Here is a 26,148-nt window from a genome sequence, read left to right on the forward strand (position 1 = left end):
TACACTTCGCCCACGCGATCGTCGCGGGAGGAGAAACGCCCATGGGACCAAGACTGGTCGACTATCTGCTGTACGAGCCCGAGCCGTCGGGCATCCTGTGGATCAAGTTCAACCGGCCGGACAAGATGAACGCCCTGGTCGGCACGGCCGAGGAGAACGGCACCGTCGCCAAGGTGGGCGAATACATGCGCGCCGGCGACGACGACCCGAACGTGCGGGTCATCGTGCTGACCGGCGTCGGCAAGGGCTTCTGCTCCGGCGCCAATTTGGGCCAGAAGGCGCCGCCCGAGGTGACCGGCGAGAACTTCCCCGGCGCCCGCGGCGCCCACGAGGGGCCGGATGCGGCGCGGCAGCATTTCTTCCACGGCTTCACCGACCTGCACCGCGACATCTCGCTGATCCGCAAGCCGACCGTCGCCATGATCAACGGGCCGGCCGTCGGCTCCGGCATGGACATGGCGCTGCACTGCGACATCCGCATCGGCTGCGAGCGGACGCGCTTCATCGGCTATCACAATGCCGGGCAGATCATCGAGAACGGCGGCTCCTACTACCTGCCCAAGATGGTGGGATTGGGCCGGGCGCTGGAGTTCGCCTATACCGGCGAGCTGAAGGCCGAGCGCGCCTACGAATGGGGCATGCTGAACCACCTCGTCGCGTCCGAGGAGCTGGAGCCGTTCACCCGCGACCTGTGCGAACGGATGATGGCGATCCCGCCGATGGTGCAGTGGATCTCCAAACGCATCATGCGCGCCGCGCTCGACACCAGCCTGGAGACCACCATGGTGATGACCTCGAACGCCGGCGGCATCCTGCAGCAGTCCGAAGACGCGAAGGAGGCCCGGCGGGCGTTCATGGAGAAGCGGAAGGGGCAGTTCCGGGGGATGTAGGGGGCGCGGGAGGTGGGGGAGCACCCCCACGCCACCTTCCCGGTCGAGCGCGCAGCGCGATGCGCCGGGACCCAGAGCCCGCGCCGTGGCATCGCGAGCGGCTGCAAGCGTCGGTGCGCCCGCTCTGGGTCCCGGCGTTCCGCTGCGCTCCAGCCGGGAAGGTGCGAACCTATAGCCCCCCTGGCGCACCCACCCCTCCCCGCATTAACGTTCGGGGCACCCGCGCGCGCCGCGCCGGCGGGTATCGCTCCACAGGGAGAGAAGACGCGATGTTCAGTCACATCATGGTCGGGACGAACGACCTCGCCCGGTCGAAGAAATTCTACGACGCCACCTTCGGCGCGCTCGGCGCCAAGCCGGGGACCGAGGACACCGCCAAGGGCCGGCTGATCTACAGCCACAATGGCGGCCGCTACATCGTCACCAAGCCGATCGACGGCCAGCCCGCCTGCCACGCCAACGGCGGCACCATCGGCATCGCCATGGACAGCCCCGAACAGGTGGACGCCTGGCACAAGGCCGGCGTGGCCGCCGGCGGGAAGTCCATCGAAGACCCGCCGGGCGTGCGCGGCGGCACCATGTACCTGGCCTATCTCCGCGACCCCGACGGCAACAAGCTGTGTGCGCTGCACCGCCTGCCGGCGAAGTGAGGATAAAGGGGTAGGATGCGACGGGGGCCGTCCGGGAGGGCGGCTCCTCACCGTCCGCTACGGTCTCCACCCCAAGACCGTGCTTAATTAGCGAAAGATAACATGCCCGGCCGAAGCGGATGGGTTGCTGGTTGGTTAAGCGCCATAGCGGGTTGGCCAGTCTAGCGGAATCAAGGCTTTCCCTGAGGCGCGGGTCCAACGTTCGCGGGTGGCGCCTACATAAAGCGGGTCATCCGCGAAATAGGCGTGCTCAATTAGAAGTACTTGCAGCCCGCTGCAGCGCTCGACTTCGGCGAAGAGAAACGCGATGTGCTTACGCATTGCTTGAACATCTTCGTCCTCCTCCCCACCAGCAATCTCTGCCTCGTCTTCATCCTCGCCTCTTGTGGGGAAATAGGGACGGCTGATTTGGTCGAGAACCAGAACACCAGGCACGGGGGCAGCGACGACTTCAAAATAGCGCTGAAGCGCAAAGGATAGGGCGATGTGAATCGCCAGGTAATTTTGATCTGACCCGATATCTGGCAGTCGCAAGATAGTGCCACTGTCGGCCTCAATAACCGTGACCTCCGGCTGCCGGGAAGAGAAATCGAGCTCTGATCCAATGCAAGGAGCCACAGTGGGCAATTCAGCAAAGGCGTCCGATGCAAACTGGGATATTTTTGCCTCCGCACGTCGCAGCTTGATTTCTTTTGCTTCACGGTCGACCCGGCCTTCGAGTTCCGCGATGTCCGCGCGCAACACACTCAAGTCCCGGGAAGCCAGACGCGGCTCGTCAGCGCTTGCCTCAAGAAAGAATGAAATCCGGCCAAGCAGATGCGCACGAAGCTGCGCGAGGTCGGCAAGCCGACGGGTCTCCTCCGTCTGACGAAGCCAAGTTTGAATCTGATCATCGATCCGCCGGAGTTCGACGTTCAGGCGTTCGGTCTCCTCACCGAGCACTCGGTCGTGCTCAACCAGCTTTGGCTTTACGCGTTCTACCGCAACGCTTTCCGCGCGGACCTGGGCCAATGTGTCCTTAAGCGCTTGAGCAGTTTGCCTACCCCGCTCCGACGGAGCGTCGCAAACTGGGCAAACATTGGCTGGATCGCCCAGATGCAGGTGCTCCGCAAGCATCAGCTTGCCGCGCTGACGCGTGACCGCCCCTTCAAACCCAGTCGCTTCCTGAAGGGCCGTCCGTGTCACCTGCGACCGCCGCCTTGCTGCGGCAAGTTCGGACAGCGTCTCCCGGCGCCGCGCGTGCAAGGCACCAAGTTCACCTTCGGACGGATAGGCGTTGGCGTCCAGCTGTGTCTTGGAAACCGCCTTCAACTCGGCCATCAGATCGCTCTCCGAGGCTTCGAGCGAGGGCGGCGTCGTGATTCCGATCCGATGGGCTTCGGTGAGGAGACTGAGCGCACGCTGCTTCAAGGCAGTCTCCGCCGCCGCAAGAGAGCGCCCTCGCGCCTCTTCCTTGTCCAGCAAGCGCTGGAGCTGACGCAGTCGGCGCTCATCCATCGCACTGGCTTCGTCAGTGGCGCGCAGGAAGTACGGCATGCTGGCGACAATATCTCGCGCCTTGTCCGGCTTCTCGAGACCGTGCAGCAGCACGGACTCGCTATAGATCACTTCCTTTGTGACGAAGAGATACGGCGTCACATGCCGCACGGTCGCGCGGCCTCGTCCGCTGCCCGCGGCGTCCGGCTCGCCCGCCAAATCGCCAATGCCGAACGACCGCTCGATGAACGCTTTGGCTGCCTCCACCGTGGTCGCTCCATCAAAATCATCGACCACGACAGGTAGTGAGAGGTTCCGGCCGGCCGTGACGAACATCCGGGTACTCGTCGCTTGCCCGTCAGGTGGCATCAGGCGGCCAACGATCATCTCCTGCTCGCCGGCGACCCACTTCACACCGACGGCCAAACTGCGCCGGCGCACATGGACTGGGAGTTCGCATTTGCTCGACCCCAGGCAGTAATCGATCGCCTTGATTAGAGTCGACTTGCCCGTACCGGAAGCGCCGGTGATGATGTTCATTGAGCTAGGTTCGAGCGTGATCTCCCGGCGTTGGCCAGATGTGCCGAGAAAGAAAATGCTGGCGATGTTCCAGCGGATCATACTGCCAATCCCATTATGTCAAAAACGTTGCGCGTCGACCCGGCCATCGCGAACCAGTAGCCGAGACGCTCGCTTCGCTTCAGTGCCTGAGCAGCCGCGTCGTCGAGCATGCCGATCGCGCTCTTTTTGAACTTCGCGCCGCCCAGCTGAAGACGTGCATCAGGCTTGAGTGCGATTGTCCCAGTGAAGCACCCGAACCGAACGGCATCGGTGACCATGTTCAAGGACGCGTTCAGCCTGTCAGCCAGCCCGATCTGAACTTGTGGACTTCGCCCCAGCCATTCGAGCAAACCGGTGTTCTTGTTCGTCCCTCCGAACGTGGCGGCAAGATCCCCGGAGAGCGCGACGGGCAAAGACAAATAGACGGCCGGCACCTCCGGCCCCGCCGAGTTTACGGACACGTAACTCTTCACGAACTCCCTCAGGACGAAGGTGCAAAACGCTGGATTCGTCTCTGCGTAGACATCGTGAGCGACTTTCATTCGTGGCCACGGAGCAGTAATTTATATTCCGGGTGCCAGCCAACGCGCATGTTGACCGCGAGTACTTGGTAGCTTCCACGGACATAATAAGCCGCACCCCATCCGTCAGCGATTGGACGAACAGTTGTCGGTGCGTCATTATGGGACCAGCGTAGAAGCCGAAGTCCCGCGCCGCACTTCCCGTCATCATCTAACTCCGCACAGTCCTCGGCCAACTGCGTGTGCCGGTCGGACCAGTGCTCCTGCAGCACCAGGTCATAGTCATTGATCTTTGAGGCCATGCCGGGGTTCGAGCCCATCCAGCGAGCCCGCTGCTCACGCGCTTTCCATTCTTCGCGGATAGCCTTCTCAAGATCCGACCTCCGACCCTTCACCAGCTCGATCTGGCGGGCGAGCATGCCGTCTGGCTGGTAGTCCTCAGGTTGGCTTACCGTCTCGAAGTCGGGCAGGAGCTTACCCTGGTCGAGATCCGCCACGATCGCGCTGACCTGGGCCTGCAACTCCACCCGGGTGATAATCCGCTCGCGCTTTCCACACAGCGAGTAGACCACTTGGCGGTCCCACCACCCGACCAGCCGCTGGACTAATGGGCCGCGCTGATCGGCAGGCAGGATATGAAGACGCACGGCAATTTTTTCCTCCACCTCGGACACAGTTGGGCTGTCCGGCTTGACTAGCGCGCGTCGCAGCAGGTTCAGGCGAATGGTGTCACTCAGCGCCAGAAAAGCCTCACAGCCATCGACGCGATCAGCGTAGGGAAGGGTCTTGCCGCTCTTCTTGGCGGCCGCGCGGGCCTCCCTTACCCGTTCAGCCTCACCGACCATCGCCTCGACCAGACCGCTTCGGTCGTCGGTCAAACTGGTGAGAACGCCCAGCGGATCGTCAGCCACGATGCCGCCCACTGTCACGAGATGGAGTGTAGTTTCCGCTAACGTCAGCGAAGGGAGCGCATCGATCCACACCTTAATTGTCCGCCAGACCGACCTGGACTTGATGCTGATGGGAGGGGGGACTTCGCTGATCGAGTGCTTGAGCTGGTACAGCAGTGTCTGACCATCGGCCGTCAGCTCAACATCGTCTAATTGCTCGATGCCGATGGCGGCGTCGTCGGTGGTTTGCACGACCAGGGTCAGCAACGCATAAAGCGACTGGTACCAGAATCCTAGCGCAGCGCCGTCTGCCGCATGTGTTCCGCCCTGTTGATCTCCGCTCATGGTGCTGTGACTCGAACGTTATAGATTGACCATAGGTGGCGGAGCCGCGAGCCGACGCAGGGCGCCTTCATCTATATACTGGATGATCTTCAGATGGATCGCGAGCGGCGTCATACTGTCGCCACCTACCAGCGCGGCAACGATGGCATTGTATGCGCTGGCCATTGGAAGCGCCTTCGCGTCACTCTCCGTGTGCGGACGGACAGCCTCCCGCAGTTTGCGCTCGACGCACAGTTCATTCGGCCCCTTCGATTCCGGAGAAGCGGGTGCTTCCTAGGCCGCGGGCCCCACCGCCCGCCTCCCTACCGCAACTGACTGTCCTTGCTCCCCCGGCGGTTGATCGTCGAGTGCTGGACGCGGCGGTCGGTCTCGGACTGGCAGGCGACGCAGGTGCGCACACCCGGCAGGGCGCGGCGGCGGGGTTCGGGGATGGGGTCGCCGCATTCCTCGCAGTGCGTGGCGCCGGGGCCGTGCGGCAGGCGGGCGCGGGCGCCGTCGACGGCGTCGCGGATGCTGTCGTCGATCTGGTCCTGAACCGCACCGTCCCGTGCCCAGCCGGTCGCCATGGTGGCCTCCCTGAGGTTCGTCCTGCTGACGATAGCAGATAGGGGCGGCGGCGTGGTCGACCAGCCGTCATTGCGCGCCGAAGGCGAAGCAACCCAGGGCCGCCGCCTGAGCGCTCGCCCTGGGTTGCTTCGGCGCTGCGCGCCTCGCAAGGACGGGGGAGAGGATGGACGGGTGCTTGTACGAGGGACCGGGAAACCTCGTCCTTCGAGACGGCCCTTCGGGCCTCCCCAGGATGAGGTTTCCCTACTGGACCGATTTACCAGTAGGCCTCGTGCCGAGGAGGCCCGCAGGGCCGTCTCGAAGCACGGGGCCGCCCGTCACTCCCCCGCCGCCGCGACCGGCGCCGCCGCGCCCTCGAACACGTATGGCTCCAGCGACGACTGCGCGGCGATGCGGCGTTCGTGCCATTTCGCCGGGCCGCCGTAATAGGCGAGGCTGCCCGGCTCGGCGTTGCCGTCGCCGTTGTAGTAGGACAGGCAGTCGCGCAGCGGCCGGGTGAGGATGTCGGCGTCGCGGCAGTGGGCGGCATAGTCCTCCTCGGCCTCCCGCGTCACATCGACGGTGGCCGCACCCTGGGCGCGCAGGGTCTTCAGCATCCACACAACATAGTCGGTGTGGCCTTCCAGGCCGCGGGTGAAGTTGAACTGGCCGCCGCCGCCCTGGGGCCCCGACATGATGAAGAGGTTGGGGAAGCCGTGGCTGTGCAGCCCGAGGAAGGTGCGCACGCCGCCCTCGCGCCACTTCTCGCGCAGGGTGCGGCCGTCGCGGCCGACGATCATGTTGAAGCTGCCGGTCGCCATCCACTCGAAGCCGGTGGCGTAGACCAGGACGTCGAGCGGATATTCGACGCCGTCATGCACCACGCCGGCCGGCGTGATCTTCTTCACGCCGAGCGGGGCCGTGTCGACCAGGGTGACGTGGGGCAGGTTGAAGGACGGCAGGAACTCGTCGTGGAAGGTCGGCCGCTTGCAGCCGTAGGGATAGTAGGGCTTGAGCGCGGCGGCCGTCTTCGGGTCCTTCACCACGGCGTCCACGCGGGCGCGGATCTGCTCCATGATGCGGAAATTGGTGTTGAGCTGCGCCTGGATGCGCTCCTCCGGGGTCAGCTCGCGCTCGTATTTCCGCTTCGGCTTCACCGCCTCGACCTTGCCGGAGAGGAAGTCGTCGTTGCCCTGGAGCGCGGTGCGGCCCGAGGAGATGGTGGCGAGCCGCTCGCGCCGCGCCAGCGCCCAGCCGGGCTCCTGTTTCCACTGCTCGATCTCGGCCTCGGTCGTCGCGCGCTGGTCGCGCACGTCGATGGTCGAGGGCGTGCGCTGGAAGACGTAGAGCTCGCGCACGATCTTGGCGAGTTCGGGCACCACCTGCACGGCGGTGGCGCCGGTGCCGATGATGCCGACGCGCTTGCCCTCCAGGTCGACGGTGTAGTCCCAGCGCGAGGTGTGGAAGGACTGGCCGGCGAAGCTCTCCATGCCCTCGATGCGCGCCAGCTTGGGCGTGGTCAGGATGCCGTTGGCCAGCACGACGAAGCGCGCCTTCATCGCGTCGCCGCGGTCGGTGTGCACGGTCCAGCGGCTCTCGCCCTCGTCCCATTCGGTGCGCTCGACCGTGGTGTGGAACAGGCAGCGGTCGTAGAAGCCGTAGCGCTCGGCCATCGCCTGGCAGTATTCCAGGATCTCGAAGCCCGAGGCGAACTTCATCGACGGGAAGTAGCCCATCTCCTCCAGCAGCGGCAGGTAGGAGTAGGCCTCGACGTCGCAGGCGATGCCGGGATAGCGGTTCCAGTACCAGGTGCCGCCGACGTCGCCGCCCTTCTCGCAGAAGCGCACGTCGGTGAAGCCGGCGGCGCGCAGCTTGTACCAGAGCAGCAGCGCGCCGAAGCCGGCGCCGATGACCAGCACCTCGCAGTCGTCCGACAGTGCCTCGCGCTCCACCGGCGGCGCGGAATAGACGTCGTCGAGATAGCGGGCGAACTCGCCCTCCATCGCCATGTAGTCGGCGGCACCCCGCCGCGATTCCTTGAATTCGCGGTAGCGCGCCTGCTCCTCGGCATCGAACTTCGCCCCCGGCGGCGGCGGCGGCAGCGTCTTCAGCGCCTCGTCGGACACGGCCGAATAGCCCTTGCCGGCGATGCGTTCGGTGGCCTTGGCGGCACGCGTGGCGAAGAGCTTGCGGCCGGTGGCCGGGTCGGTACGGATGGCGGGATGGGTGGCCGAAGGGGAGGCCGAAGCGGTGGAGGATGTCATGCGGGCTTCTTGCTTGTGAGCGTTTCCACCGAAGAGATTGCGGGCGGCGCGGCCCGTAGGCAAGACGGGCGCGGAAATGGGCTTTTTTCGACCCCTCGGACCGCGCGACATACGGGCAGGAATTCGGTACCGTGACGCCGCTGTACCAGCCGGGACGCATGTTCCTTCTCACCGCCGGGGTCGCCTTCTGACGACGCCGGGCCGCGGAGACCGAAATGCGCGCCCTGTCCACGCTGCTGCACCGCTGGGTCGGCCTGTTCATCGCGGCCTTCCTGTTCGTGGCGGCCGTGACCGGCACGATCATCGCATGGGACGGCGAGCTCGACCGCCTGCTGAACCCGCATCTGTTCCGGGCGTCGGGCACCGGCCCGGCGATCCCGCCGGAGGAGTTGGCGCGCCGGGTCGAGGCGGCACACAAGCAGGTGCGGGTGACCTACCTGCCGATGCACGTCCCGCCGGGGCAGGCGCAGCCGGTCTTCGTGACCCCGAAGGTCGACCCGGCGACCGGCCGGCGGTACGAGCTCGGCTGGAACCAGCTGTTCCTCGATCCGGCGACCGGCGAGGAGATCGGACGGCGCGAGTGGGGGCGCATCTGGCCGGTGACGCGCGAGACGGTGGTCCCGTTCCTCTACAAGCTGCACTACAGCCTGCACATCCCGGAGATGGGGGGCATCGACCATTGGGGCGACTGGCTGATGGGCGGCATCGCCATCCTCTGGGCGCTCGACTGTTTCGTGGGCTTCTACCTGACGCTGCCGCCGAAGCCGCGGCAGAGTCGCGGCCGGAGCCTCGGCGTCCGGTGGCGGCGCTGGGCGCCCGCCTGGAAGATCAAGGCCGGCGCCAGCGCCTATCGCCTCAACTTCGACATCCACCGCGCCTTCAGCCTGTGGACGTGGGGGCTGCTGTTCATCCTGGCCTTCACCTCGTTCACGCTGAACCTGCATCGGGAGATCTTCTATCCGCTGCTGACCAGCTTCGCGGAGACGACGCCGTCGGCCTATGACAGCCGGACGCCGCGGAAGGGCGGCGACGGCGCGCTCGACATGGCGGCGGTCGCCGCACTCGCCCGCGCCGAGGGCCAGCGGCGCGGCTGGGAGGCGCCGCTGGGCGCCATCTCCTATTCGACCGCCTACGGCCTCTACAATCCGCGCTTCTACGAAGCCGGCGGCGACCACGGACCGGGGCTGGGGCCGCCGCGCCTGTATATCGACGACATGACGGGCGCGGTCGTCGGCGACTATGTGCCGGGCACCGGGACGGCCGCCGACACCTTCGTGCAGCTGCAGTTCCCGCTGCACTCGGGGCGGATCCTGGGGGTGCCCGGACGCATCATCGTATCGGTGATGGGGATCGTGATCGCGGCGCTGTCGGTCACCGGCGCCGTGATCTGGTACCGCAAGCGCAGCGCCCGCGGCACCGCGGCCCGGCGGCGGTCGAAGTGGGCGGCCCACCGGACGGGATCGGGCAGCGCGCTCGCTTCGGGTCGATCACCCGCCGAATGAGGGCCGGCGACGGACGGCGGCGGGACCGACGCTCAGTCGAGCAGGCCGAGGCCGTCCAGAGCCACCGCGATGGCTTCGAGGAGTTGCGGGCCCGAGAACGGCTTGGCCAGCCACCCGGCCGGCGTCGCCGCCTGGGCGCGTTCGAGCGTGCCGGGATCGGTGTGGGCCGAACAGAACAGGCAACGGATGCCGTGGCGTCGGTTGATCTCGATCGCCGCCTCGACACCGTCGCTGCCGCCGCGCAGCCTGATGTCCATGAGGATGAGGTCCGGCTGCCGCTGCCCCGCGAGCGACACGGCTTCCTCGGCGGAGGTCGCCACGCCGACGACGTCGTAGCCCTCCGTCTCGACGACGTGCTCCATCTCCATGGAGACGAACCAGTCGTCCTCGACGATCAGGATCCGGATCGATTCGAGCGCCGCGTCCTGGCCAGAGCCGTCCTCGGCGGAGACGACGGCGCCGTTCATGGAGCCGTTCGCGCCGGAATGCGGTATCAGCGTCGGCATCGTCATGCGCCGACCTCCTCGATGGTCCGGGCCGGAAAGCGCACGATGCAGCGGGCGCCGCCGGCATTCTCGACGGTGAAGGATCCGCCGATCTGGCGGCAGAGACCCTGGACGAGACCCAGGCCCGACGACCGGCGGCCCGGCGCGTCGGCCGCTATGCCCGGCCCACCGTCCCGAACGCTCAGAACGAAGTCGGCGCCGTCACGGTCCATCACGATTTCGACGACAGACTCGGCCGACGGACAGCCGTGCTTGAAGGCGTTCGTGACGAGTTCGTTCACGATCAGTGCCAGCGGGAAGGCGGTTTCGTTCGACACGTCGGCGTCGACCGTACGAACCTCGATCCGCCCGGCGGTGCGGAAGGCGACCCCGATCGCCTCGCACAAAGCGCGCAGCAGTGGGCCCAGGCTGAGCGTGCGCATCTGCTGCGATTGGTACATCAGGTTCTGGGCGGTGCCGATCGCGATCAGGCGCCGCTTCGCATCCGACAGAAAGGTCTTCACCTCCTGCGAGTTCGTTTCGCGCTCGGCGGCGGAGAAGAGGCCCAGTATCAGCTGGATGTTGTTCTTGACGCGGTGATGCAGTTCGCGAAGCAGCGTCTCGTTGCGCCGCAGCGCCTCCTCGAGACCGGCCTGGGTTCGCCGGCGCGCATGGATCTCGGCGTTCAGCTCCTGCACCTTGCGGGCGAGGATCGAGAACTCGCCGCTCTCGGCCGGAACGCAGCGGATGGCGAGGCGAAGCGCGTCGCCGCGCAGCCGCGCCCCGTACACCCGGTATCGCGGCGTGCCGCCCTGGGCGTCGCGCAGCACGAGCGCGCCGACCGACGGCTGCGCGCTGCCCGAGCAGCGCCCGAGATAGGTGCGCACCTCCTCGCCCGGGGACGCCGCGAGATCCGTCAGCTGCCGTCCGACGGCGTCACCCCCGGCGATCCGGCGCGCCGCATGATTCGCGGCGACCACCTCGCCCGCTCCCGTCAGGATGAACGTCGGCTCCTGGAGAAAGTCGAGAAACGCCTCGATCTCGCCGGGTGGCATCAGCGCGCCCGCCTGAAATACTCGCGTGCGTCCGGCTCGGGCGAAGCGCTGGGCCGAAGGTACACCACGACGCGGCAGCCCGCGTCGCCGCGGGCGATGGATTCCTCGATGTCGACCCGTGCATAGCCGAGATTCTGCGCGGCGATCGAACCGAACACGTTCGAGGTCATCATGCAGAGCGACGGCCGGCCGGCGACGAGCTCGCCGAACGGGCAGGCCCGGTTGCCGAGGACGATCCGGTCCTCGTCCTCCGCGATGACGTAGAAGTCGCCCTGGATGCGCCGCTTGAGGTCGACGAGCACGGCCGCGACCTGATCCCGGTCGAGCCGGTCGACGGCGATGGCGCGCCGATAGTCGGCATCGATCCGCTCGCCGATGGCGCCGCCGACGACGCTGATATAGCCGGCCGCCTCGTCCATGCCGACGACGTCCTGCAGCGTTCCCGCCAGTTCACGCAGCAGCGTGCGCAGGAAGACGTCGCGCTCCAGCGGCACGGCGGCATCGCGAATGGCCGATCGGTCGTCCATCGTCTCTCCCCCGGTCGCCCGCTGCGCCGGCGCGCGGCGATCCGGATTCACATTGCCAGAAATTCGTCGGATGCGGCAACTCTCGCGGAGGACATCAACGTGCCGGCCGCCGGAAAGGTCCCGGCAAGGGAGCGTGGACGGATGCAGCGACTTCGCAACCGTCTCCCCACCTTCCCGGCTGGAGCGAACCGGAACGCCGGGACCCAGGGCGAGCGCGCCGCCGGGTGCAGGCGTTCGCGATGCAACGGCGCCGGTACCGGGTCCCGGCGCATCGCGCTGCGCGCTCGGCCGGGAAGGTGCCGTGGAGGCTGCCGGCGGTCTGGTTGGTGGAGGCGGCAGCCGTTCGTCGCGGTTCACGCCGCCTTCCTCAACGCGAGCCAAGTCCAGCGCACCTCCGCCGCTCGGTTGCCCGGCTGGAGCGATCCGACCTCCACCTCACGCAGCGGCGCAAAGCCGGATCGGACGGCGGCCTCGACGGTGTAGCGCGGCGATATGGGGAAGACGGGGCGCCCGGGCGCTCCCGGTCCGTGGCGCAGCGACAGAACCAGGAGACCACCGTCCGCCACCATCCGTCCGAGAGCGGTCGTGGCGACGCCGCGCGCCGCGTCGTCGATGTGCTGCCACACGCCGCACAGCGTCACCAAGCCGAAGGGGCCGCGACGCTGCGTCCTCTCGAGCGCCGGAAGCGCGTCGTCCAGCCATGCGACATCGCTCGCGCGGTGCAGCGCCATCCCCGCTTCGCGCAGTTCCCTGACGGGCTCGACGGCCAGCACCTGATGCCCTTGCCGTGCGAACCAGGCCGCATCCCTCCCCGTCCCGGCGCCGATGTCGGCGACGCGAACCGGCATCTCGGGCAGGAGGTCGAGCACCGCCGCATAGAGCGTCCGGCAGTCGACCGCCTCGTATCGCGCGATCAACTCCGGCGTCGCGGCAGCGGCATATCCCGCGAGGATGTCGTTACATCGGGCTGGAGCCTTCACCGCCGTCCGAACAGCCGTTCGATGTCCGCCAGCTTCAGCTCCACCCAGGTGGGGCGGCCGTGGTTGCATTGGCCGGAGTGCGGGGTGACCTCCATTTCGCGCAGCAGGGCGTTCATCTCGGCCTCGCCGAGCCGGCGGCCCGACCTGACGCTGCCGTGGCAGGCCATGGTGGCGAGCAGGGCGTCGAGCCGGTCGCGCAGGCCGTCGGTCGTCCCCTGGTCGGCGAGTTCGTCGGCGAGGTCGCGGACGATGCCGCCGACGTCGGCATGGCCGAGCAGCGCCGGCACCTCGCGCACCACCACCGCACCGCGGCCGAACGGCTCCAGCACCAGTCCCGCCTCGGCCAGCGCCTCGGCCGCCTCGCCCAGCCGTTCGGCGGCAACCTCGTCCAGTTCGACCACCTCGGGCAGCAGCAGCGCCTGGCGCGCCACGCCACCGTTGGCCAGCGCCGCCTTCATGCGCTCGTAGACCAGCCGCTCGTGCGCCGCATGCTGGTCGACGATGACGACGCCGTCGCGGGTCTGGGCGACGATGTAGTTCTCGTGCAGCTGGGCGCGCGCGGCACCCAGCGGATGCGTCCCCTCCTCCGCCCCGAGGTTCGCGGCGGACGGCGCGGTCGGCGAGCCCGACGCTGCACCCGGCGGCGCCGAGAGCGCGGCGAGGCCGGGGATCGGCGCGTGATAGGGTGTCGCCGCCTCGGACAGGACCGCCTCGCGGCGATAGTCGGGGGCGGGCGTCCAGCTCGGCCGCATCGCCCCACCGCCGCCCCCACCGCTCCCGCCCTGGGCGTAACCCAGCGCCACCGCCGCGTTCGTCGTCGCGGCGCGGTGGCCGGCGCCGGCGAGCGCGTGGCGAAGGGCCGAGACAATCAGGCCGCGGACCAGCGCCGCGTCGCGGAAGCGCACCTCGGCCTTGGCGGGGTGGACGTTCACGTCGACCAAGTCGGGCGGCGCATCCAGGAACAGGGCGGCCACGGCGTGCCGGTCGCGCGACAGGAAATCGTCGTAGGCGGCGCGCACGGCACCCTGCAGCAGGCGGTCGCGCACCGGCCGGCCGTTGACGAACAGGAACTGCTGCTGCGCCGTGCCGCGATTGTAGGTCGGCAGGCCGGCATGGCCGGTCAGGCGGAACCCCTCGCGCTCGGCCTCGACGGCGACCGCATTGTCCGCGAAGTCGCGCCCAAGCACGGCGCCGAGCCGGTCGAGCCGGGCGGCGAACAGCTCGCCCTGCGCCGGGCCGACGCGGAAGGCGCTGCGCCCGTCGTCGGCGAGGCCGAAGGCGACGTGCGGATGCGCCATAGCCAGGCGCTTCATCGTGTCGACCGCCTGGGCGAACTCGGCGCGCGGCGACTTCAGGAACTTCAGCCGCGCCGGCGTGGCGTAGAACAGGTCGCGCACCTCGACCCGCGTCCCCTGCGCCGCGGCGGCCGGGGCCGGCGCGTGCACCTCGCCGCCCTCGACCAGCAGCGTCCAGGCCGAATCGGCGCCCGGCGGCCTGCTGGTCAGCGACAGGCGGGCGACGGCGCCGATCGACGGCAGCGCCTCGCCGCGGAAGCCCAGGAAACGGATGCGCACCAGATCGTCGTCGGGCAGCTTGGAGGTGGCGTGGCGCTCGACCGCCAGTTCGAGTTCCGCCGGCGACATGCCGCGGCCGTCGTCGACCACCGCGATCAGCGCGCGGCCGCCGTCGCGCAGGGTGACGTCGATCCGCCGGGCGCCGGCGTCGAGGGCGTTCTCGACCAGTTCCTTCACCACCGACGCCGGCCGCTCGACCACCTCGCCGGCGGCGATGCGGTTGACCAGCGTCTGCGGGAGGCGGCGGATGGTCATGGAAATGCGGGTTCCGGCTGCGTTCGGGTGGCGGGGCTCATGGCCCGCCCCTCATGCTTAGAGACGGCCGCTTCCGCGGCCTCCCCAGCACGAGGGGCTACGCAATCCTAGCACAGTTCCAGAGCACCCTCGTCCCGAGGAGCGGCGCGGAGCGCAGCGTCTCGAAGGGCGACCGGTGGGACACTGCGCCCGTCCTACGCCCGCCGCGGCATCTTCCCCAGATGCTCGCGGGTCAGGATCTTGCCCTCCTCGACCGCCGGCTGATCGAACGGGTCGACCTTCAGCAGGTGGGCGGCGATGATGGTCTCCAGGAACCAGTGCATCATCAGGCCGCCCATCACCGCCTCGTCGACCCGGTCGACATGGATCAGGCGCGTCGGCCGGCCGTGGCGCACCAGGGTCTCGGCGGTCGCCCGGCCCTCGGCGTCGAACAGGTCGCCCATCTGCCGCCCGGCGAGATAGGCCAGCGACGGATCGCTCGCCAGTTCCGGCGGCACCATCCGGCCGCGGCCGGCGCAGTCGGTCAGGACCACCGTGAACATCTTGTCGCGCGGCCCGGCGAGATAGAGCTGGACCTGGCTGTGCTGATCGGTGGTGCCGAGCGCGCGGACCGGCAGCGTACCCTTGCCGTCCTTGCCCAGGCTCTCCGCCCAGAGCTGGCGGTACCACATGCCGAACCAGCCGAGCCGATCGGAATAGGGCATGAGCACGCTGGTGCCGATGCCCTTCTCCCGCCACAGGCCGATGCCGACCGCGGCACCCACCGCCGGATCCGACGCCTCCGGCCGCCGCGCCGACAGGGTCTGGTGCAGCACCTGGTGCGCGCCGTCGCGGATGTGGGCCACGTCGAGCCCGGCGATCGCCGCGGGCAGCAGGCCGACCAGCGACAGCGCCGCATAGCGCCCGCCGATGCCCGGATCGTGGTCGAGCACCAGCATCCCCCATTCCTCGGCGATGCGGCGCAGGACGCTGTCCTTCGGCTCGGTGATCACCGTGAAATGGTCGGCCGCGCGCTCCCGCCCCACCGTCTCCACCACCGCCGCGAGGCAGATCAGGAACTGCGTCATCGTCTCGGCGGTCGAGCCCGACTTGGAGATCGCGATGAAGTCGGTCTTGGCGAGGTCGACCGCCCGGAACAGGTGGTCGAAGGTGTGCGGGTCGACATTGTCGAGAAAGTGCAGGCGCGGCGCGTGGCCGCTGGGCCCGAAGCCGGCGTCGGTCAGCGCGTAGAGCGCCTGCCCGCCCAGGCTCGAGCCGCCGGTGCCGAGGATGACGACGTCGTCGGCGCGCTCGCGGTGATATTCGGCGCGCGCCTCGATGCCCGGCAGGTCGTCGCGCGTCTCCGGCAGGCGGAGCAGCGGCAGGCCGCCGTCGTCGTGCCGGGCGCGCAGCCCCTGCAGCGCCCCCGCCGTCTCGGCCAGCGCCGCCTCGTAGGCGGCGCGGCTCAGGCCGTGCTCGCCGATGCCGTCGGCCAGACAGCTGCCGATGATCTGCTGATACGGATACCCTTCGGGCATCTTCTGTCGCTCCCTGCTGAACCCTCGTGCCGCAACCCGGCGAAAGCCTCGCACCCGCGCCGCGGCGGATCAATGGGAACGCACCGCGCGCAGGAGTGTTCTCCCGCGTTCGTCTATCGCCCCGCGGGCTTCAGCTCTTGTCCGGCGGCTGCCGCGTCGGCTTCACGCCTTCGGGCTGGCCGACGACGACGAAGGTGAGGGCGGCGGGGTCGAGGAGGCGCTTGGCCACCCGGCGGGCATCCTCCAGCGTCACCGCCTCGATCAGCGCGCTGCGCCGGTCGAGATGGTCGATGCCCAGGTCGTAGCGTTGCATCGCGACCAGGGTGGCGGCGATGCTCCCCGTGCTGTCCAAGCCGATCGGGAAGGAGCCGATCAGGTAGGTCTTCGCGTTGTCGAGTTCCTCCTGGGTCGGCCCCTCCTCGGCCATCCGCTTCCATTCCTGGCGGACGAGGTCGAGGGACTCGGCGACGCGGGCGTTCTGGGTCGCCACCTGGCCGATCAGGACGCTTGCCTCGTCGTAGGGGCTGATGCCGGTGGAAACGCCGTAGGCGAGGCCGCGCTTCTCGCGGATCTCCTCCATCAGGCGGGAGTTGAAGCCACCGCCGCCGAGGACGTAGTTGACCACCTGTCCGGCATACCAGTCGGGATCCTTCCGCGGGATGCCGCTCTCGCCGAACAGGGCGACGCTCTGCGGCACCGGACGCTCGATCACCACGGTCTCACCGCCGTTGCGCAGCGTCGCCGCCGGCACGTCGACCGCACCCGCCGTCTTCGGCAGGCCGGCGAACGCCTTGTCGAGCAACGGTCCCAGTTCGGCCGCCGTGATGTCGCCGGCGACGCCGACGATGAGATTGTCGCGGGCGAGCCGCGTCTTCACGAAGGCCCGCAGGTCCTCGACCGCGATGCGCGGCAGCGTCTCCAGGGTGCCGTCCACCGGCGACGCATAGGGATGCCCCGCGAAGACCAGCTCCATGAAGGTGCGCGACGCGATCCAGCCGGGATCCACGGCACGCCGCGCGAGGCTGCTGGCGATCTGGTCGCGCACCCGCTGCACCGGCTCGGGATCGAAGCGCGCCTCGGTCAGCGCCAGCGACAGCAGGCGGAAGGCCTCGTCGCGATTCTCGGTCAGCGTGCCGAGGCTGCCCTCGACGCTGTCGCGCCCGGCACTGAAGCCGAGCGAGATCGACAGGTCGGCGAGGCGTTTCTGAAAGGCCTCGCTGTCGAGATCGCCGGCCCCCTCGTCGAGCAGGGAGGCCGCCATGTTGGCGGTGCCGGCCTTCCCCTCGGGATCCAGCGCGGCGCCGCCGCGGAAGGCCATCCGCAGCGACAGGACCGGCACCATGTGGTCCTCGATGAGCCACGCCTCGATGCCGCCCGGGCTGACGACGCGCTGCACCTCCGCCGCGAGGGCGGGAGGAATGTGTGGCGCAACCAGCAGGACGATGAAGAGGACGAGGCGGCAGGCGGCGTTTCGCATGGTCGCTCCGCTCACGACGGGTTCCTCGCCGGCTGGGAGGGCTGCGGCGCTCCGGCAGGGGCGTCCGCGGGTGTCGGCGTCGGAGCCTGGGCGGGTGCCGCGGAGGCGGCCTCGGCGGGCTTGGGCAGCAGGATGCCGGTGACGGAGCCTTCCGGCTTGAGCACGGCGCGGGCCGCGATGTTCACCTGCTCCGCCGTCACCGCGCCGATCCGCGCCGGCCACTGCTCGACATCGTCGATCGACCGGCCCGTTGCGAGTGCGGCACCGAGCACCCGTGCCGCCGTCTCCAGGTCGTCGCGGGCGAAGACGGCGGAAGCCTTCAGCCGCTTCGTCGCGTCGGCGACCTCGTCGACCGTGACCCCCTCGCGCAGCAGCTTCGCGATTGCCTCGTCCAGCGCCGCCTCGACGGCCTCGACGCTCTTCCCCTGGCGCGGCACCGCGTAGAAGCCGAACTTCGTCATGTCGAGCGAGTCCGGCGAATACCAGGCACCCGCCGCCGCGGCGAGCCCGCGCTCGATCACCAGGTCGCGGTAGAGCCGGCCGGTCGGGCCGCCGAGGATCTCGCTCAGCACCTCCAGCGCATAGGCGTGCTGGGTGGCGCCCGCCGTCGCGCTCGGCGCGTAATAGTTCCGGCGCAGCGTCGGCTCGCGGACCTGCGGACTCTCCAGCGTCACCCGGCGCGCCGCCAGCTGCGGCGGCTCTGTCACCCGCTCGCGCTCGATGTCCGGCCCGCGCGGGATGTCGCCGTAATGCTCCTGGGCGAGGCGCTTCAGCTCTTCCAGCGAGACGTCGCCGGCGACCACCAGGATCGCGTTGTTCGGCGCGTAGTGCCGCTTGTAGAAGCTGAGCGCGTCGGCGGTCGTCAGCCCGGCCATCTCGGAGGCCCAACCGATCACCGGGATCCGGTAGGGATGGTTGCGGTAGAGCGCGCTGTCCATCGCCTCGCCGAGCAGGGCCGGCGGCTGGTTGTCGATGCGCGCGCGGCGCTCCTCCAGGATGACGTCGCGCTCGGGATCGACCACCGCGTCGGTCAGGACCAGATTGCTCATCCGGTCCGCCTCCATCTTCATGACGAGGTCGAGATAATCCTTCGCCACGGTCTGGTGATAGGCGGTGTAGTCCTGGGAGGTGAAGGCGTTGTCGCGGCCGCCGTGCCGGGCGACGACCTTCGAGAACTCGCCCGGCTGCATGGTCGCCGTGCCCTTGAACATCAGATGCTCGAGGAAATGCGCGATGCCGGACTTGCCGCGCGGCTCGTCGGCGGCGCCGACCTTGTACCAGACCATCTGGACCACCGCCGGCACGCGGTGGTTCTCGACCAGCACCACCCGAAGCCCGTTATCCAGGGTGAACGTCTTCGGGTCGAAGACGGCGGCGTCGGCCGATCGGGGCGCAAAAGGGGCCGCGCACAGCACCAGCGCGGCCATGGCCGCTGCGATTAGGGCGAGGCGGCGCGGGCGCACGGGCGAGGTCATATGGGCCGCTCCGGGGCTCCGGTTCAGAAGATGCTGTTGCGGACGACGGGCTTGCGTTCGATCCGCGGGGTATCGCCGTCGGTCGTGCTCTTGCCGAGCGCCGCGTTTTCCTGCAGCCGCTGGGTCTCCTTGAGCGGGTCGACGACATCGCCGGGCGGCGGCTGCTCGCGCCAGAACATCATGCGCTCGATCAGGTTCCGCTCGTCCGCGTCGAGACGCGCCGTCTCGCTGTCGATCTGCCGGCGGATGTCCTCGGACACGGGCTCGGTGCCGACCCGCGCGAGCAGTGCCGAATCGCCCGCCGTCATGCCGGTCGTCCCGCCGGGCACCGCGGCGGCGAGATCGTCGCCCGCCGCGTTCGGCACCAGGACGCCGCGCGCCTGGGCACGCATCGTCGGTTCCTGCGGACGGCGCTCGCCGGGTCGCGGCGGGCGCAGGCCGTAGTCCGGCGGCATGCTGAGAGGGGCACGCGTGACGACGCTGAACTCGTCAGGGGCACGCTTGGCGATGCCGAGCTGCTGCTTGACGTTGCCGCCGCAGCCCGCGACCAGCACGGCCGCAGCGATCGCCACCGGAACGGATATGCGCAGAGCAGACACGTTTCAGACCTCCCGCTTTTCCGGCGCTATGTGGAAGCCTTGCGCTCCGGAAGCAAGGATTCCACGAGAAGGAGCACGACGCCGATGCAGATGGCGGAGTCCGCCACGTTGAAGGCGGGCCAGTGCCAGCCGGCGACATGCACGTCGAGAAAGTCGAAAACCGCACCGAAGACGAGCCGGTCCAGGGCATTGCCGATCGCGCCACCGACGACGAGGCCGATGGCGAGCTGCGTCCAGAGGCTGTCGGCGCGGCGCAGCCAGATCAGCATCGCCACGGAGATGGCGGCCGACAGGCCGACGAACACCGCCGGCGGCACCGTACCGCCGCCGAACATGCCGAAACTGACGCCCTCGTTCCAGACGACGACGAGGTTGAAGAAGGGCAGCAGCGGGATGACCCGCGGCGGGTCCATGACCCAGTAGAGCACCAGCCACTTCGTGACCTGGTCGAGGACCAGGATGGCCGCGGCGAGTCCGATGCCCAGGCGCATGCTATTCCGCCGCCGCCGCGTCGATCGCGATCACCGCGTCGGCGCAGCGCCCGCACAGGTCGGGATGGGCCGCCACGGCGCCCACGTCCGGCAGGTGCTGCCAGCAGCGCTCGCAGCGCGCGTGCGGCGACAGGCGCGCCTGGACGCCGACGCCCGGCACGTCGGGCAGGGTGAAGCTGCCCTCGGGCGGCACGCCGGTCTGCAACTCCGCCTGGGACGTGATCGCCAGTTCGGCGAGGTCGAGCCCCTCGAGGGCCGCGACGTGCGCGGGCGACGCCCAGATCAGCGGCGCGCCCTGCAGGCTCGATCCCATCCGCTTCTCGGCCCGCTCCAGCTCCAGCGCGCCGGTGACGACGCGCCGCACCGCCCGCACCTTGGCCCAGCGCTCGGCGAGCGCATCGTCGCGCCACGCTTCGGGGATCTCCGGGCAAGTCTGAAGGTGGACGCTGTTGCCGGGCGCGTCGCCGGTGCGCGCCAGCCACGCCTCCTCCGCCGTGAAGCAGACGATCGGTCCCAGCCAGATCGTCAGGCATTCGAACAGCCTGTCGAGCACGGTGCGGCAGGCGCGCCGGCGGACGCTGTCCGGCCGGTCGCAGTAGAGCGAATCCTTGCGGATATCGAGATAGAAGGCCGACAGGTCGACCGCGCAGAAGGTGTGCAGCGCCGTCCACAGCGTATGGAAGTCGTAGTCGGCGATGCAGCGCCGCACGAGCCGATCCATCTCCCACAGCCGGTGCAGCGCCCAGCGCTCCAGCTCGGGCATCTGGGCGACCGGCAGCGTCTCGGCGGGCGTGAAGCCGTCGAGGGCGCCCAGCAGATAGCGCAGCGTGTTGCGCACCCGGCGGTAGAGATCGGCCTGGTGCTTCAGGATCGCCGGGCCGATGCGCAGGTCCTCGGAATAGTCCGAGCCGACCACCCAGATGCGCAGGATGTCGGCGCCGTACTGGCCGACGACCTCCTGCGGCGCCGTCACGTTGCCCTTCGACTTCGACATCTTCTCGCCGTTCTGGTCGAGGACGAAGCCGTGGGTCAGCACCGCGTCGTAGGGCGCGCGGCCGCGCGTGCCGCAGGATTCCAGCAGCGAGGAATGGAACCAGCCGCGATGCTGGTCCGAGCCTTCCAGGTAGAGCGAGGCCGGCCATTGCAGGTCGGGGCGCTGCTCCAGCACGAAGGCGTGGGTCGAGCCGGATTCGAACCAGACCTCGACGATGTCGCGGACCTGCTCGTAATCCTCGGGGTCGTAGGCGTTGCCGAGGAAGCGCGACGGGTCGGACGAGAACCAGGCGTCGCCGCCCTCCTCCTCGAACGCCTGCCCGACCCGGTCGAACACCGCCTGGTCGCACAGGATCTTGCCGGTCTCACGATGCACGAAGACCGGGATTGGCACGCCCCAGGCCCGCTGGCGCGAGATGCACCAGTCGGGCCGGCCCTCGATCATCGAATAGAGCCGGTTGCGCCCCGCCTGCGGCACGAAGCGCGTCGCGTCGATGGCGGCGAGCGCCTTGTCGCGCAGCCCCGTGTCGTCCATCGAGATGAACCACTGGGCCGTGTTGCGGAAGATCAGCGGCGCCTTCGAGCGCCAGGAATGCGGGTAGGAATGGCGGATGCGGCCGGCCGACAGCAGCCGCCCGGCATCGCGCAGCGCGGCGATGACGGCCTTGTTGGCGTCGCCTTCCTTGCCCTGGTCGGAATAGACCCGCTTTCCGGCGAACAGCGGCACGTGGCGGAAATAGGCGCCGTCCGGCCCGACCGTCTCCGGCACCTCGACACCGTTCGCCTTGCCCAGCACGAAGTCGTCGGCGCCGTGGCCCGGTGCGATGTGCACGAAGCCCGTGCCCGCGTCCATCGTCACGAACTCGCCGGCGAAGACGCGAACCTCGAAATCGTAGCCCTGGCCGTGCAGCGGATGCCGGCAGACCGTGCCCACCAAGTCCTCACCGCGGAAAGTCGCGACCACCTCGTGGGCGGCGATCTTCGCGTCGCGGCAGAAATTCTCGATCAGCGGTTCGGCGACCAGATAGACGGCGCCGACGGCCACCATCGACCCCTCGCCCGCCTCGGTCACGCGCAGCGCGACGTACGGCTCCTCGGCCGCCACCGCGATGGCGCGGTTGCCGGGGATGGTCCAGGGCGTCGTCGTCCAGATGACGACCGACGCGCCCTCGGGCACGCCCTTGCCGGAGACGACCGGAAATGCGACGTGGATCGTGTGCGAGGTGTGGTCGTGATACTCCACCTCGGCGTCGGCGAGTGCCGTCTTCTCGACCACCGACCACAGCACGGGCCGGGCGCCGCGATACAGGCTGCCGTTCATGGCGAACTTGCCGATCTCGCGCGCGATCTGCGCCTCGGCCTTCAGCGCCATGGTCTTGTAGGGGTCCTTCCAGTCGCCGATCACGCCCAGGCGCTGGAACTCCTCCGACTGGATGGCGATCCACTTGGCGGCGAAGTCGCGGCACTCCTGCCGGAACTCCAGGATCGGCACCTCGTCCTTGTTCTTGCCGGCGGCGCGATACTCCTCCTCGACCTTCCACTCGATCGGCAGGCCGTGGCAGTCCCAGCCGGGGACGTAGTTCGCGTCCTTGCCCAGCATCTGCTGGGCGCGGTTGATCACGTCCTTCAGGATCTTGTTGAGGGCATGGCCGATGTGCAGGTGGCCATTCGCATAGGGCGGCCCGTCGTGCAGGACGAACTTCTCGCGGCCCTTCGACGCCTCGCGCTGCAGACGATAGAGATCGTCGCGCGCCCACCGCGCCAGCAGGTCCGGCTCCCGCACCGGCAGGTTGCCGCGCATGGGAAAGTCGGTGCGCGGCAGGAATACGGTCGACTTGTAGTCGCGACTCATGTCTGGAGACCCTCCGAAGCCGCGGAACCTAGGGGCGGGCCGCGGGACCGTCAAGGAATCCGGGCGGAGAGGCATTTCGACTGAGAGGATCAGTAGCGATACCGGCACTGCACGATGGGCAGTGCGTCCTCGCTCGGCCGATAGACCAGACGATGCTCCTTGGTCAGCCGGCGCGACCACCAGCCGGAGAGCGGACCGCGCAGCGGCTCCGGTTTGCCGGTACCGGCGAACGGCGTGCGGCAGCATTCGCGGATCAGGCCGTTCAGCCGCAGGAGGAGCTTCGCATCGCTCGCCTGCCAGTGCAGCTCGTCTTCCCACGCCTTTTCGTGGAGGACGATCTTCAACGACCGGCCCTCAGGGATCGGCCCGCACGGGTCGATCTCGCGCTCGGTCCCGCCGCCGCCCTCCAGCGCTTCCACCGCTTCGAGCGGGCGGTCGGCATTGCGCGGACTGCGCAGGAGATGCAGCGTCTCCTCCTAGGAGGCGAAATCCCGAGCGAGATCAGAACCGCCGCCGGATTGCCGCGGTCGCGGGTGATGATCACCGGCGTGTGGTCGTCCAACACGCTGGCGAGCATCGCCGCGAGATTGCGGCGCAGGTCGCTGTACGATGTCGTGCGCATGCCTGAACCGTACGTGATCGGTACAACAATTCAGCGGCGGCGCAGCCTGCGGCGGAAGCGGCGCCAGGGGCCTTTCGGCGGCTCGGGGTCGACGAGGTCTGTCTCGGCGACCGCCTCCTCGACCGCGGTCAGCGGCCGCGGGCGCAGCGGGGCCAGGCGGCGGCCGGTCTTCGGGTTGAGTGCCGCCACGGCACCGAGCAGCGAGCCGTGATGCTCGGCCACCGCCGCCGCGACCGCCGCGGGCGTCGTGCCGAGATGTTCGGCGAGCAGGTCATCCCGAACGCCGGCGATGCGGGCGCGCAGGCCGGCCTCGGCGAGGCTGCCGGGCGCCGCCTCGACCACCAGGTCGCACTCGCTGTCGAACCCCTGGGACCGGTTGTTCAGGTTTGAGGAGCCGACCTTCAGCAGCCGGTCGTCGACGACCATCACCTTGGCGTGGACGTAGATCGGCCGGCCGCCCTCGGTCACGGGGTGGAAGATGGCGAAGCGGCCGTGCGGGTCGTTCCGCGCGATCAGGTGCAGCAGGCGCGACCGGGCCGAATCCATCGCCGTCTGTTCCAGCCAGCCGTCGGCCGACTCCGGATTGACCAGCAGGATCTCCGGCCCGTCCGGCTCCCTCAACCGGGCGATCAGCGCCTCGGCCAGCATGCGCGAGGCGAAATACTGGCTCTCGACGTAGATCGACCGCTTCGCCGCGGCGATGGCGTCGAGATAGAGCCGCTCGATCTCGGCCACCTGCTCGCGTCCGTCGATCGCCGGAAGCGTCCGGGCGATGCCGACATCGACGTCGGTCAGGGTCGGCTCCAGCCGGTCCGGCCACGGGTCGGCATCGGGCGACGGCGGCTCCAGCCGCTCACCCGTCGCCCACTCCCAGCGCATGCGCGCGAGGTCGCCCAGCGCCCGCGCCAGGGCGCCGTCGACCGCCGTGGTGGCGTCGTGCCAGGGCGCGTGCTCGTGGCCGCCGGGGTTGGTGCGGAGAGGGTCGTGGTCGGGGTGGGCGCGGGTGTCCCATCGGTCGGTCGTCATGTCGATGCCGCCGCAGAAGGCGAGGGCGTCGTCGATCACCACCAGCTTCTGATGGTGCGCGGCACCCGGCGGATGCACGCCGTCCAGCTTGAGCCGGATGCGGCGCAGGGTGATCCAGTTCAGGATGAACAGCGGCGTGGCGCCACGGCCGAGCGACTGGAGTGTGCCGAGCCGCCATTTGAGGATCCGGATCTTCAGCTCCGGCCGCCGCTTCGCGACCCAGTTCAGGAAGCGGCCCAGTTTTTCCGGCCCCGTCTGGTCGTCGACACCCGGCTCCAGGCGGATCCGGGTGTCGAAGTCCCAGCCGATCAGCATGACCGAATGACGTGCGTTGAGGATCGCCGCCTTGACCGTCTTGAAATAGTCGGCGGCGTCGACGATCAGCGCGAAGCGGTCGGCCCGCTCGATCCGCCAGCAGTTGCCGCCCGGGACGAGAAGGGCCTGCGAAGGGTCGCGATGGTCGGGAGGCATGGCGTCTCTCAGTCGGTGCCAGTCTCATTCGGTGCCGGCGCCGCGACCGGCTCGTCGTTCAGATAGTCGCCCACATAGAAGCTGCCGATCAGGGCGAGCCCGAGGGCGGCGAGCGGCGTCGCCAGTGCGAGCCCGAGGATGCCGTAGAGCGAGCCGAGCAAAAGCTGCACCGAGATCGTCAGCACCGGCGGCAGCGACACGCTCTCCTGCTGGACGACCGGGGTGATCAGGTAGCTCTCCACCGTCTGAACGGCGACATAGATGCCGACGACCCAGAGCACCGTCGTCGGGCCGTCGGCGAAGGCGAGGAGCACGGCCGGCACGGCGGCCAGGATCGGCCCGATGTTCGGGATGAAGGCGAGCAGCGCGGCCAGCGCGCCGAGGATGAAGGCGAGCGGGATGCCGAGCAGCCACAGCCCCAGCCCGGTCAGCACGCCGACCACCGTCATCGAGATCAGCTGCGCGCCGATCCAGTGCCGCAGCGTGTGCACGCCGAGCCGCAGGGCCTTGTGAGCCCGCGGCCGCACCGAGGGCGCGAACAGCGCCGTGGCGCCCTGGGCGTAGAGGCCGGGAGCGACGGCCAGATAGATGCCGATGAACAGGATCAGGACGAAGCTGCCGAGCGCGCCGAAGGTCGAGAACAGGGCCGAGGCGGCCATGCCGCCGCTCCGGGCGGAGAGCAGCTCGCGCGGCCGGATCGCATCGAGGAGGGACTTGCCCCAGGAATAGTCGTCCAGCCGCGCCGCGAGCTTCCCCGCCGCGTCGGGCACCTGCCGCCAGAGTTCGTTGAACTGATCGATGAGCGCCGGCGCCGCACTGGTCGCCGCCACCACCGCGGTGCCCACCAGCAGCACCACGAATATCGCCAGCCCGAACCGATAGTGGATCCCGGTCTTGGCGGCGATCCAGCTGCCGCCGCCCTGCAGCATGACGCCGAACAGCACGCCGGCGAACACGAGCAGCAGCACGTCCGGGGCGATGAGGACGAGCAGGACGAGCAGGAACGCCACGACGACGAGCGAGACGGTGCGACGCGACATGCGGACTCCCGGAGGCGGTTCGACGAGGCGGCAGGGCGGAAGCCCTGTGCCGACCAACGTCCAA

The 26,148-nt window shown here is 69.0% G+C and carries 23 protein-coding genes; 3 read left to right on the plus strand and 20 right to left on the minus strand.

Going from position 1 to position 26,148, the window contains the following annotated elements:
- The first annotated feature begins 41 nt into the window (after window positions 1–41).
- Window positions 42–890, plus strand: a complete 849-nt coding sequence (locus tag ABIE65_RS19625) for an enoyl-CoA hydratase/isomerase family protein (RefSeq protein ID WP_354080100.1) — start codon at window positions 42–44, stop codon at window positions 888–890.
- 269 nt (window positions 891–1,159) lie between these two features.
- Entirely contained in the window at window positions 1,160–1,540 is a 381-nt protein-coding gene (locus ABIE65_RS19630; RefSeq protein WP_354080101.1) for a VOC family protein, read from the plus strand.
- Window positions 1,541–1,675: 135 nt separating this feature from the next.
- Here ABIE65_RS19630 and ABIE65_RS19635 read toward each other — a convergent pair whose 3' ends face one another.
- From ABIE65_RS19635 to ABIE65_RS19655, 5 genes are all read right to left on the minus strand, one after another.
- Window positions 1,676–3,637 carry a DUF3732 domain-containing protein gene (locus ABIE65_RS19635; protein ID WP_354080102.1) on the minus strand — a complete coding sequence of 654 codons (1,962 nt, stop codon included), beginning with the start codon at window positions 3,635–3,637 and terminating at the stop codon, window positions 1,676–1,678.
- Complete coding sequence (locus tag ABIE65_RS19640; RefSeq protein ID WP_354080103.1) at window positions 3,634–4,119, minus strand: three component ABC system middle component; 486 nt, start codon at window positions 4,117–4,119, stop codon at window positions 3,634–3,636. Before ABIE65_RS19640 ends, ABIE65_RS19635 begins: the two co-directional genes overlap by 4 nt.
- Window positions 4,116–5,333, minus strand: coding sequence for an ABC-three component system protein (locus ABIE65_RS19645; protein WP_354080104.1), 1,218 nt, complete (start codon window positions 5,331–5,333; stop codon window positions 4,116–4,118). Before ABIE65_RS19645 ends, ABIE65_RS19640 begins: the two co-directional genes overlap by 4 nt.
- A 302-nt stretch (window positions 5,334–5,635) precedes the next feature.
- Window positions 5,636–5,899 (minus strand): DksA/TraR family C4-type zinc finger protein, encoded by a 264-nt coding sequence (locus tag ABIE65_RS19650; RefSeq protein ID WP_354080105.1) that lies wholly within the window; start codon window positions 5,897–5,899, stop codon window positions 5,636–5,638.
- Between the two features lie 318 nt (window positions 5,900–6,217).
- On the minus strand, window positions 6,218–8,143 hold the full coding sequence (locus ABIE65_RS19655) for a flavin-containing monooxygenase (protein ID WP_354080107.1): 1,926 nt from the start codon (window positions 8,141–8,143) through the stop codon (window positions 6,218–6,220).
- A gap of 215 nt (window positions 8,144–8,358) precedes the next feature.
- On the opposite strand from ABIE65_RS19655, the gene ABIE65_RS19660 reads away from it, so the two are divergent.
- Window positions 8,359–9,645, plus strand: coding sequence for a PepSY-associated TM helix domain-containing protein (locus tag ABIE65_RS19660; protein ID WP_354080108.1), 1,287 nt, complete (start codon window positions 8,359–8,361; stop codon window positions 9,643–9,645).
- A gap of 32 nt (window positions 9,646–9,677) precedes the next feature.
- On the opposite strand, the gene ABIE65_RS19665 is transcribed toward ABIE65_RS19660, so the two are convergent.
- The 15 genes from ABIE65_RS19665 to ABIE65_RS19735 form a co-directional block, all read right to left on the minus strand.
- Window positions 9,678–10,157, minus strand: coding sequence for a response regulator (locus ABIE65_RS19665; RefSeq protein ID WP_354080109.1), 480 nt, complete (start codon window positions 10,155–10,157; stop codon window positions 9,678–9,680).
- Window positions 10,154–11,185, minus strand: a complete 1,032-nt coding sequence (locus ABIE65_RS19670; RefSeq protein WP_354080110.1) for a sensor histidine kinase — start codon at window positions 11,183–11,185, stop codon at window positions 10,154–10,156. Before ABIE65_RS19670 ends, ABIE65_RS19665 begins: the two co-directional genes overlap by 4 nt.
- Complete coding sequence (locus ABIE65_RS19675) at window positions 11,185–11,712, minus strand: methanogen output domain 1-containing protein (RefSeq protein WP_354080111.1); 528 nt, start codon at window positions 11,710–11,712, stop codon at window positions 11,185–11,187. The genes ABIE65_RS19670 and ABIE65_RS19675 overlap by 1 nt, the downstream gene beginning before the upstream one ends.
- Window positions 11,713–12,065: 353 nt before the next feature.
- Window positions 12,066–12,692 carry a class I SAM-dependent methyltransferase gene (locus tag ABIE65_RS19680; RefSeq protein WP_354080113.1) on the minus strand — a complete coding sequence of 209 codons (627 nt, stop codon included), beginning with the start codon at window positions 12,690–12,692 and terminating at the stop codon, window positions 12,066–12,068.
- Window positions 12,689–14,521, minus strand: coding sequence for a DNA mismatch repair endonuclease MutL (gene mutL, locus ABIE65_RS19685; RefSeq protein WP_354080114.1), 1,833 nt, complete (start codon window positions 14,519–14,521; stop codon window positions 12,689–12,691). Before mutL ends, ABIE65_RS19680 begins: the two co-directional genes overlap by 4 nt.
- 194 nt (window positions 14,522–14,715) lie before the next feature.
- Window positions 14,716–16,038: a phosphoglucose isomerase-related protein gene (locus tag ABIE65_RS19690; RefSeq protein ID WP_354080115.1), complete on the minus strand. Its 1,323-nt coding sequence runs from the start codon at window positions 16,036–16,038 to the stop codon at window positions 14,716–14,718.
- A 130-nt stretch (window positions 16,039–16,168) separates the two neighbouring features.
- Window positions 16,169–17,530, minus strand: coding sequence for a M16 family metallopeptidase (locus ABIE65_RS19695; protein WP_354080117.1), 1,362 nt, complete (start codon window positions 17,528–17,530; stop codon window positions 16,169–16,171).
- On the minus strand, window positions 17,527–18,990 hold the full coding sequence (locus ABIE65_RS19700; RefSeq protein ID WP_354080118.1) for a M16 family metallopeptidase: 1,464 nt from the start codon (window positions 18,988–18,990) through the stop codon (window positions 17,527–17,529). The genes ABIE65_RS19695 and ABIE65_RS19700 overlap by 4 nt, the downstream gene beginning before the upstream one ends.
- 23 nt (window positions 18,991–19,013) lie before the next feature.
- Complete coding sequence (locus tag ABIE65_RS19705; RefSeq protein ID WP_354080119.1) at window positions 19,014–19,589, minus strand: DUF3035 domain-containing protein; 576 nt, start codon at window positions 19,587–19,589, stop codon at window positions 19,014–19,016.
- Window positions 19,590–19,615: 26 nt separating this feature from the next.
- Complete coding sequence (lspA, locus tag ABIE65_RS19710; RefSeq protein WP_354080121.1) at window positions 19,616–20,080, minus strand: signal peptidase II; 465 nt, start codon at window positions 20,078–20,080, stop codon at window positions 19,616–19,618.
- 1 nt (window position 20,081) lies between these two features.
- Window positions 20,082–22,925 carry an isoleucine--tRNA ligase gene (ileS, locus tag ABIE65_RS19715; protein WP_354080122.1) on the minus strand — a complete coding sequence of 948 codons (2,844 nt, stop codon included), beginning with the start codon at window positions 22,923–22,925 and terminating at the stop codon, window positions 20,082–20,084.
- A gap of 89 nt (window positions 22,926–23,014) precedes the next feature.
- The gene (locus tag ABIE65_RS19720) at window positions 23,015–23,344 is read right to left on the minus strand and encodes a Txe/YoeB family addiction module toxin (protein ID WP_502918555.1); all 330 of its coding nucleotides are present in this window, start codon (window positions 23,342–23,344) and stop codon (window positions 23,015–23,017) included.
- On the minus strand, window positions 23,266–23,547 hold the full coding sequence (locus tag ABIE65_RS19725) for a type II toxin-antitoxin system Phd/YefM family antitoxin (RefSeq protein WP_354080125.1): 282 nt from the start codon (window positions 23,545–23,547) through the stop codon (window positions 23,266–23,268). The genes ABIE65_RS19720 and ABIE65_RS19725 overlap by 79 nt, the downstream gene beginning before the upstream one ends.
- 30 nt (window positions 23,548–23,577) lie before the next feature.
- Window positions 23,578–25,044, minus strand: coding sequence for a phospholipase D-like domain-containing protein (locus tag ABIE65_RS19730; RefSeq protein WP_354080127.1), 1,467 nt, complete (start codon window positions 25,042–25,044; stop codon window positions 23,578–23,580).
- A gap of 8 nt (window positions 25,045–25,052) precedes the next feature.
- Window positions 25,053–26,084 (minus strand): AI-2E family transporter, encoded by a 1,032-nt coding sequence (locus ABIE65_RS19735; RefSeq protein WP_354080129.1) that lies wholly within the window; start codon window positions 26,082–26,084, stop codon window positions 25,053–25,055.
- Between the last annotated feature and the right edge of the window lie 64 nt (window positions 26,085–26,148).

The organism is Constrictibacter sp. MBR-5, from assembly GCF_040549485.1.
Classification (GTDB): Bacteria; Pseudomonadota; Alphaproteobacteria; order JAJUGE01; family JAJUGE01; genus Constrictibacter.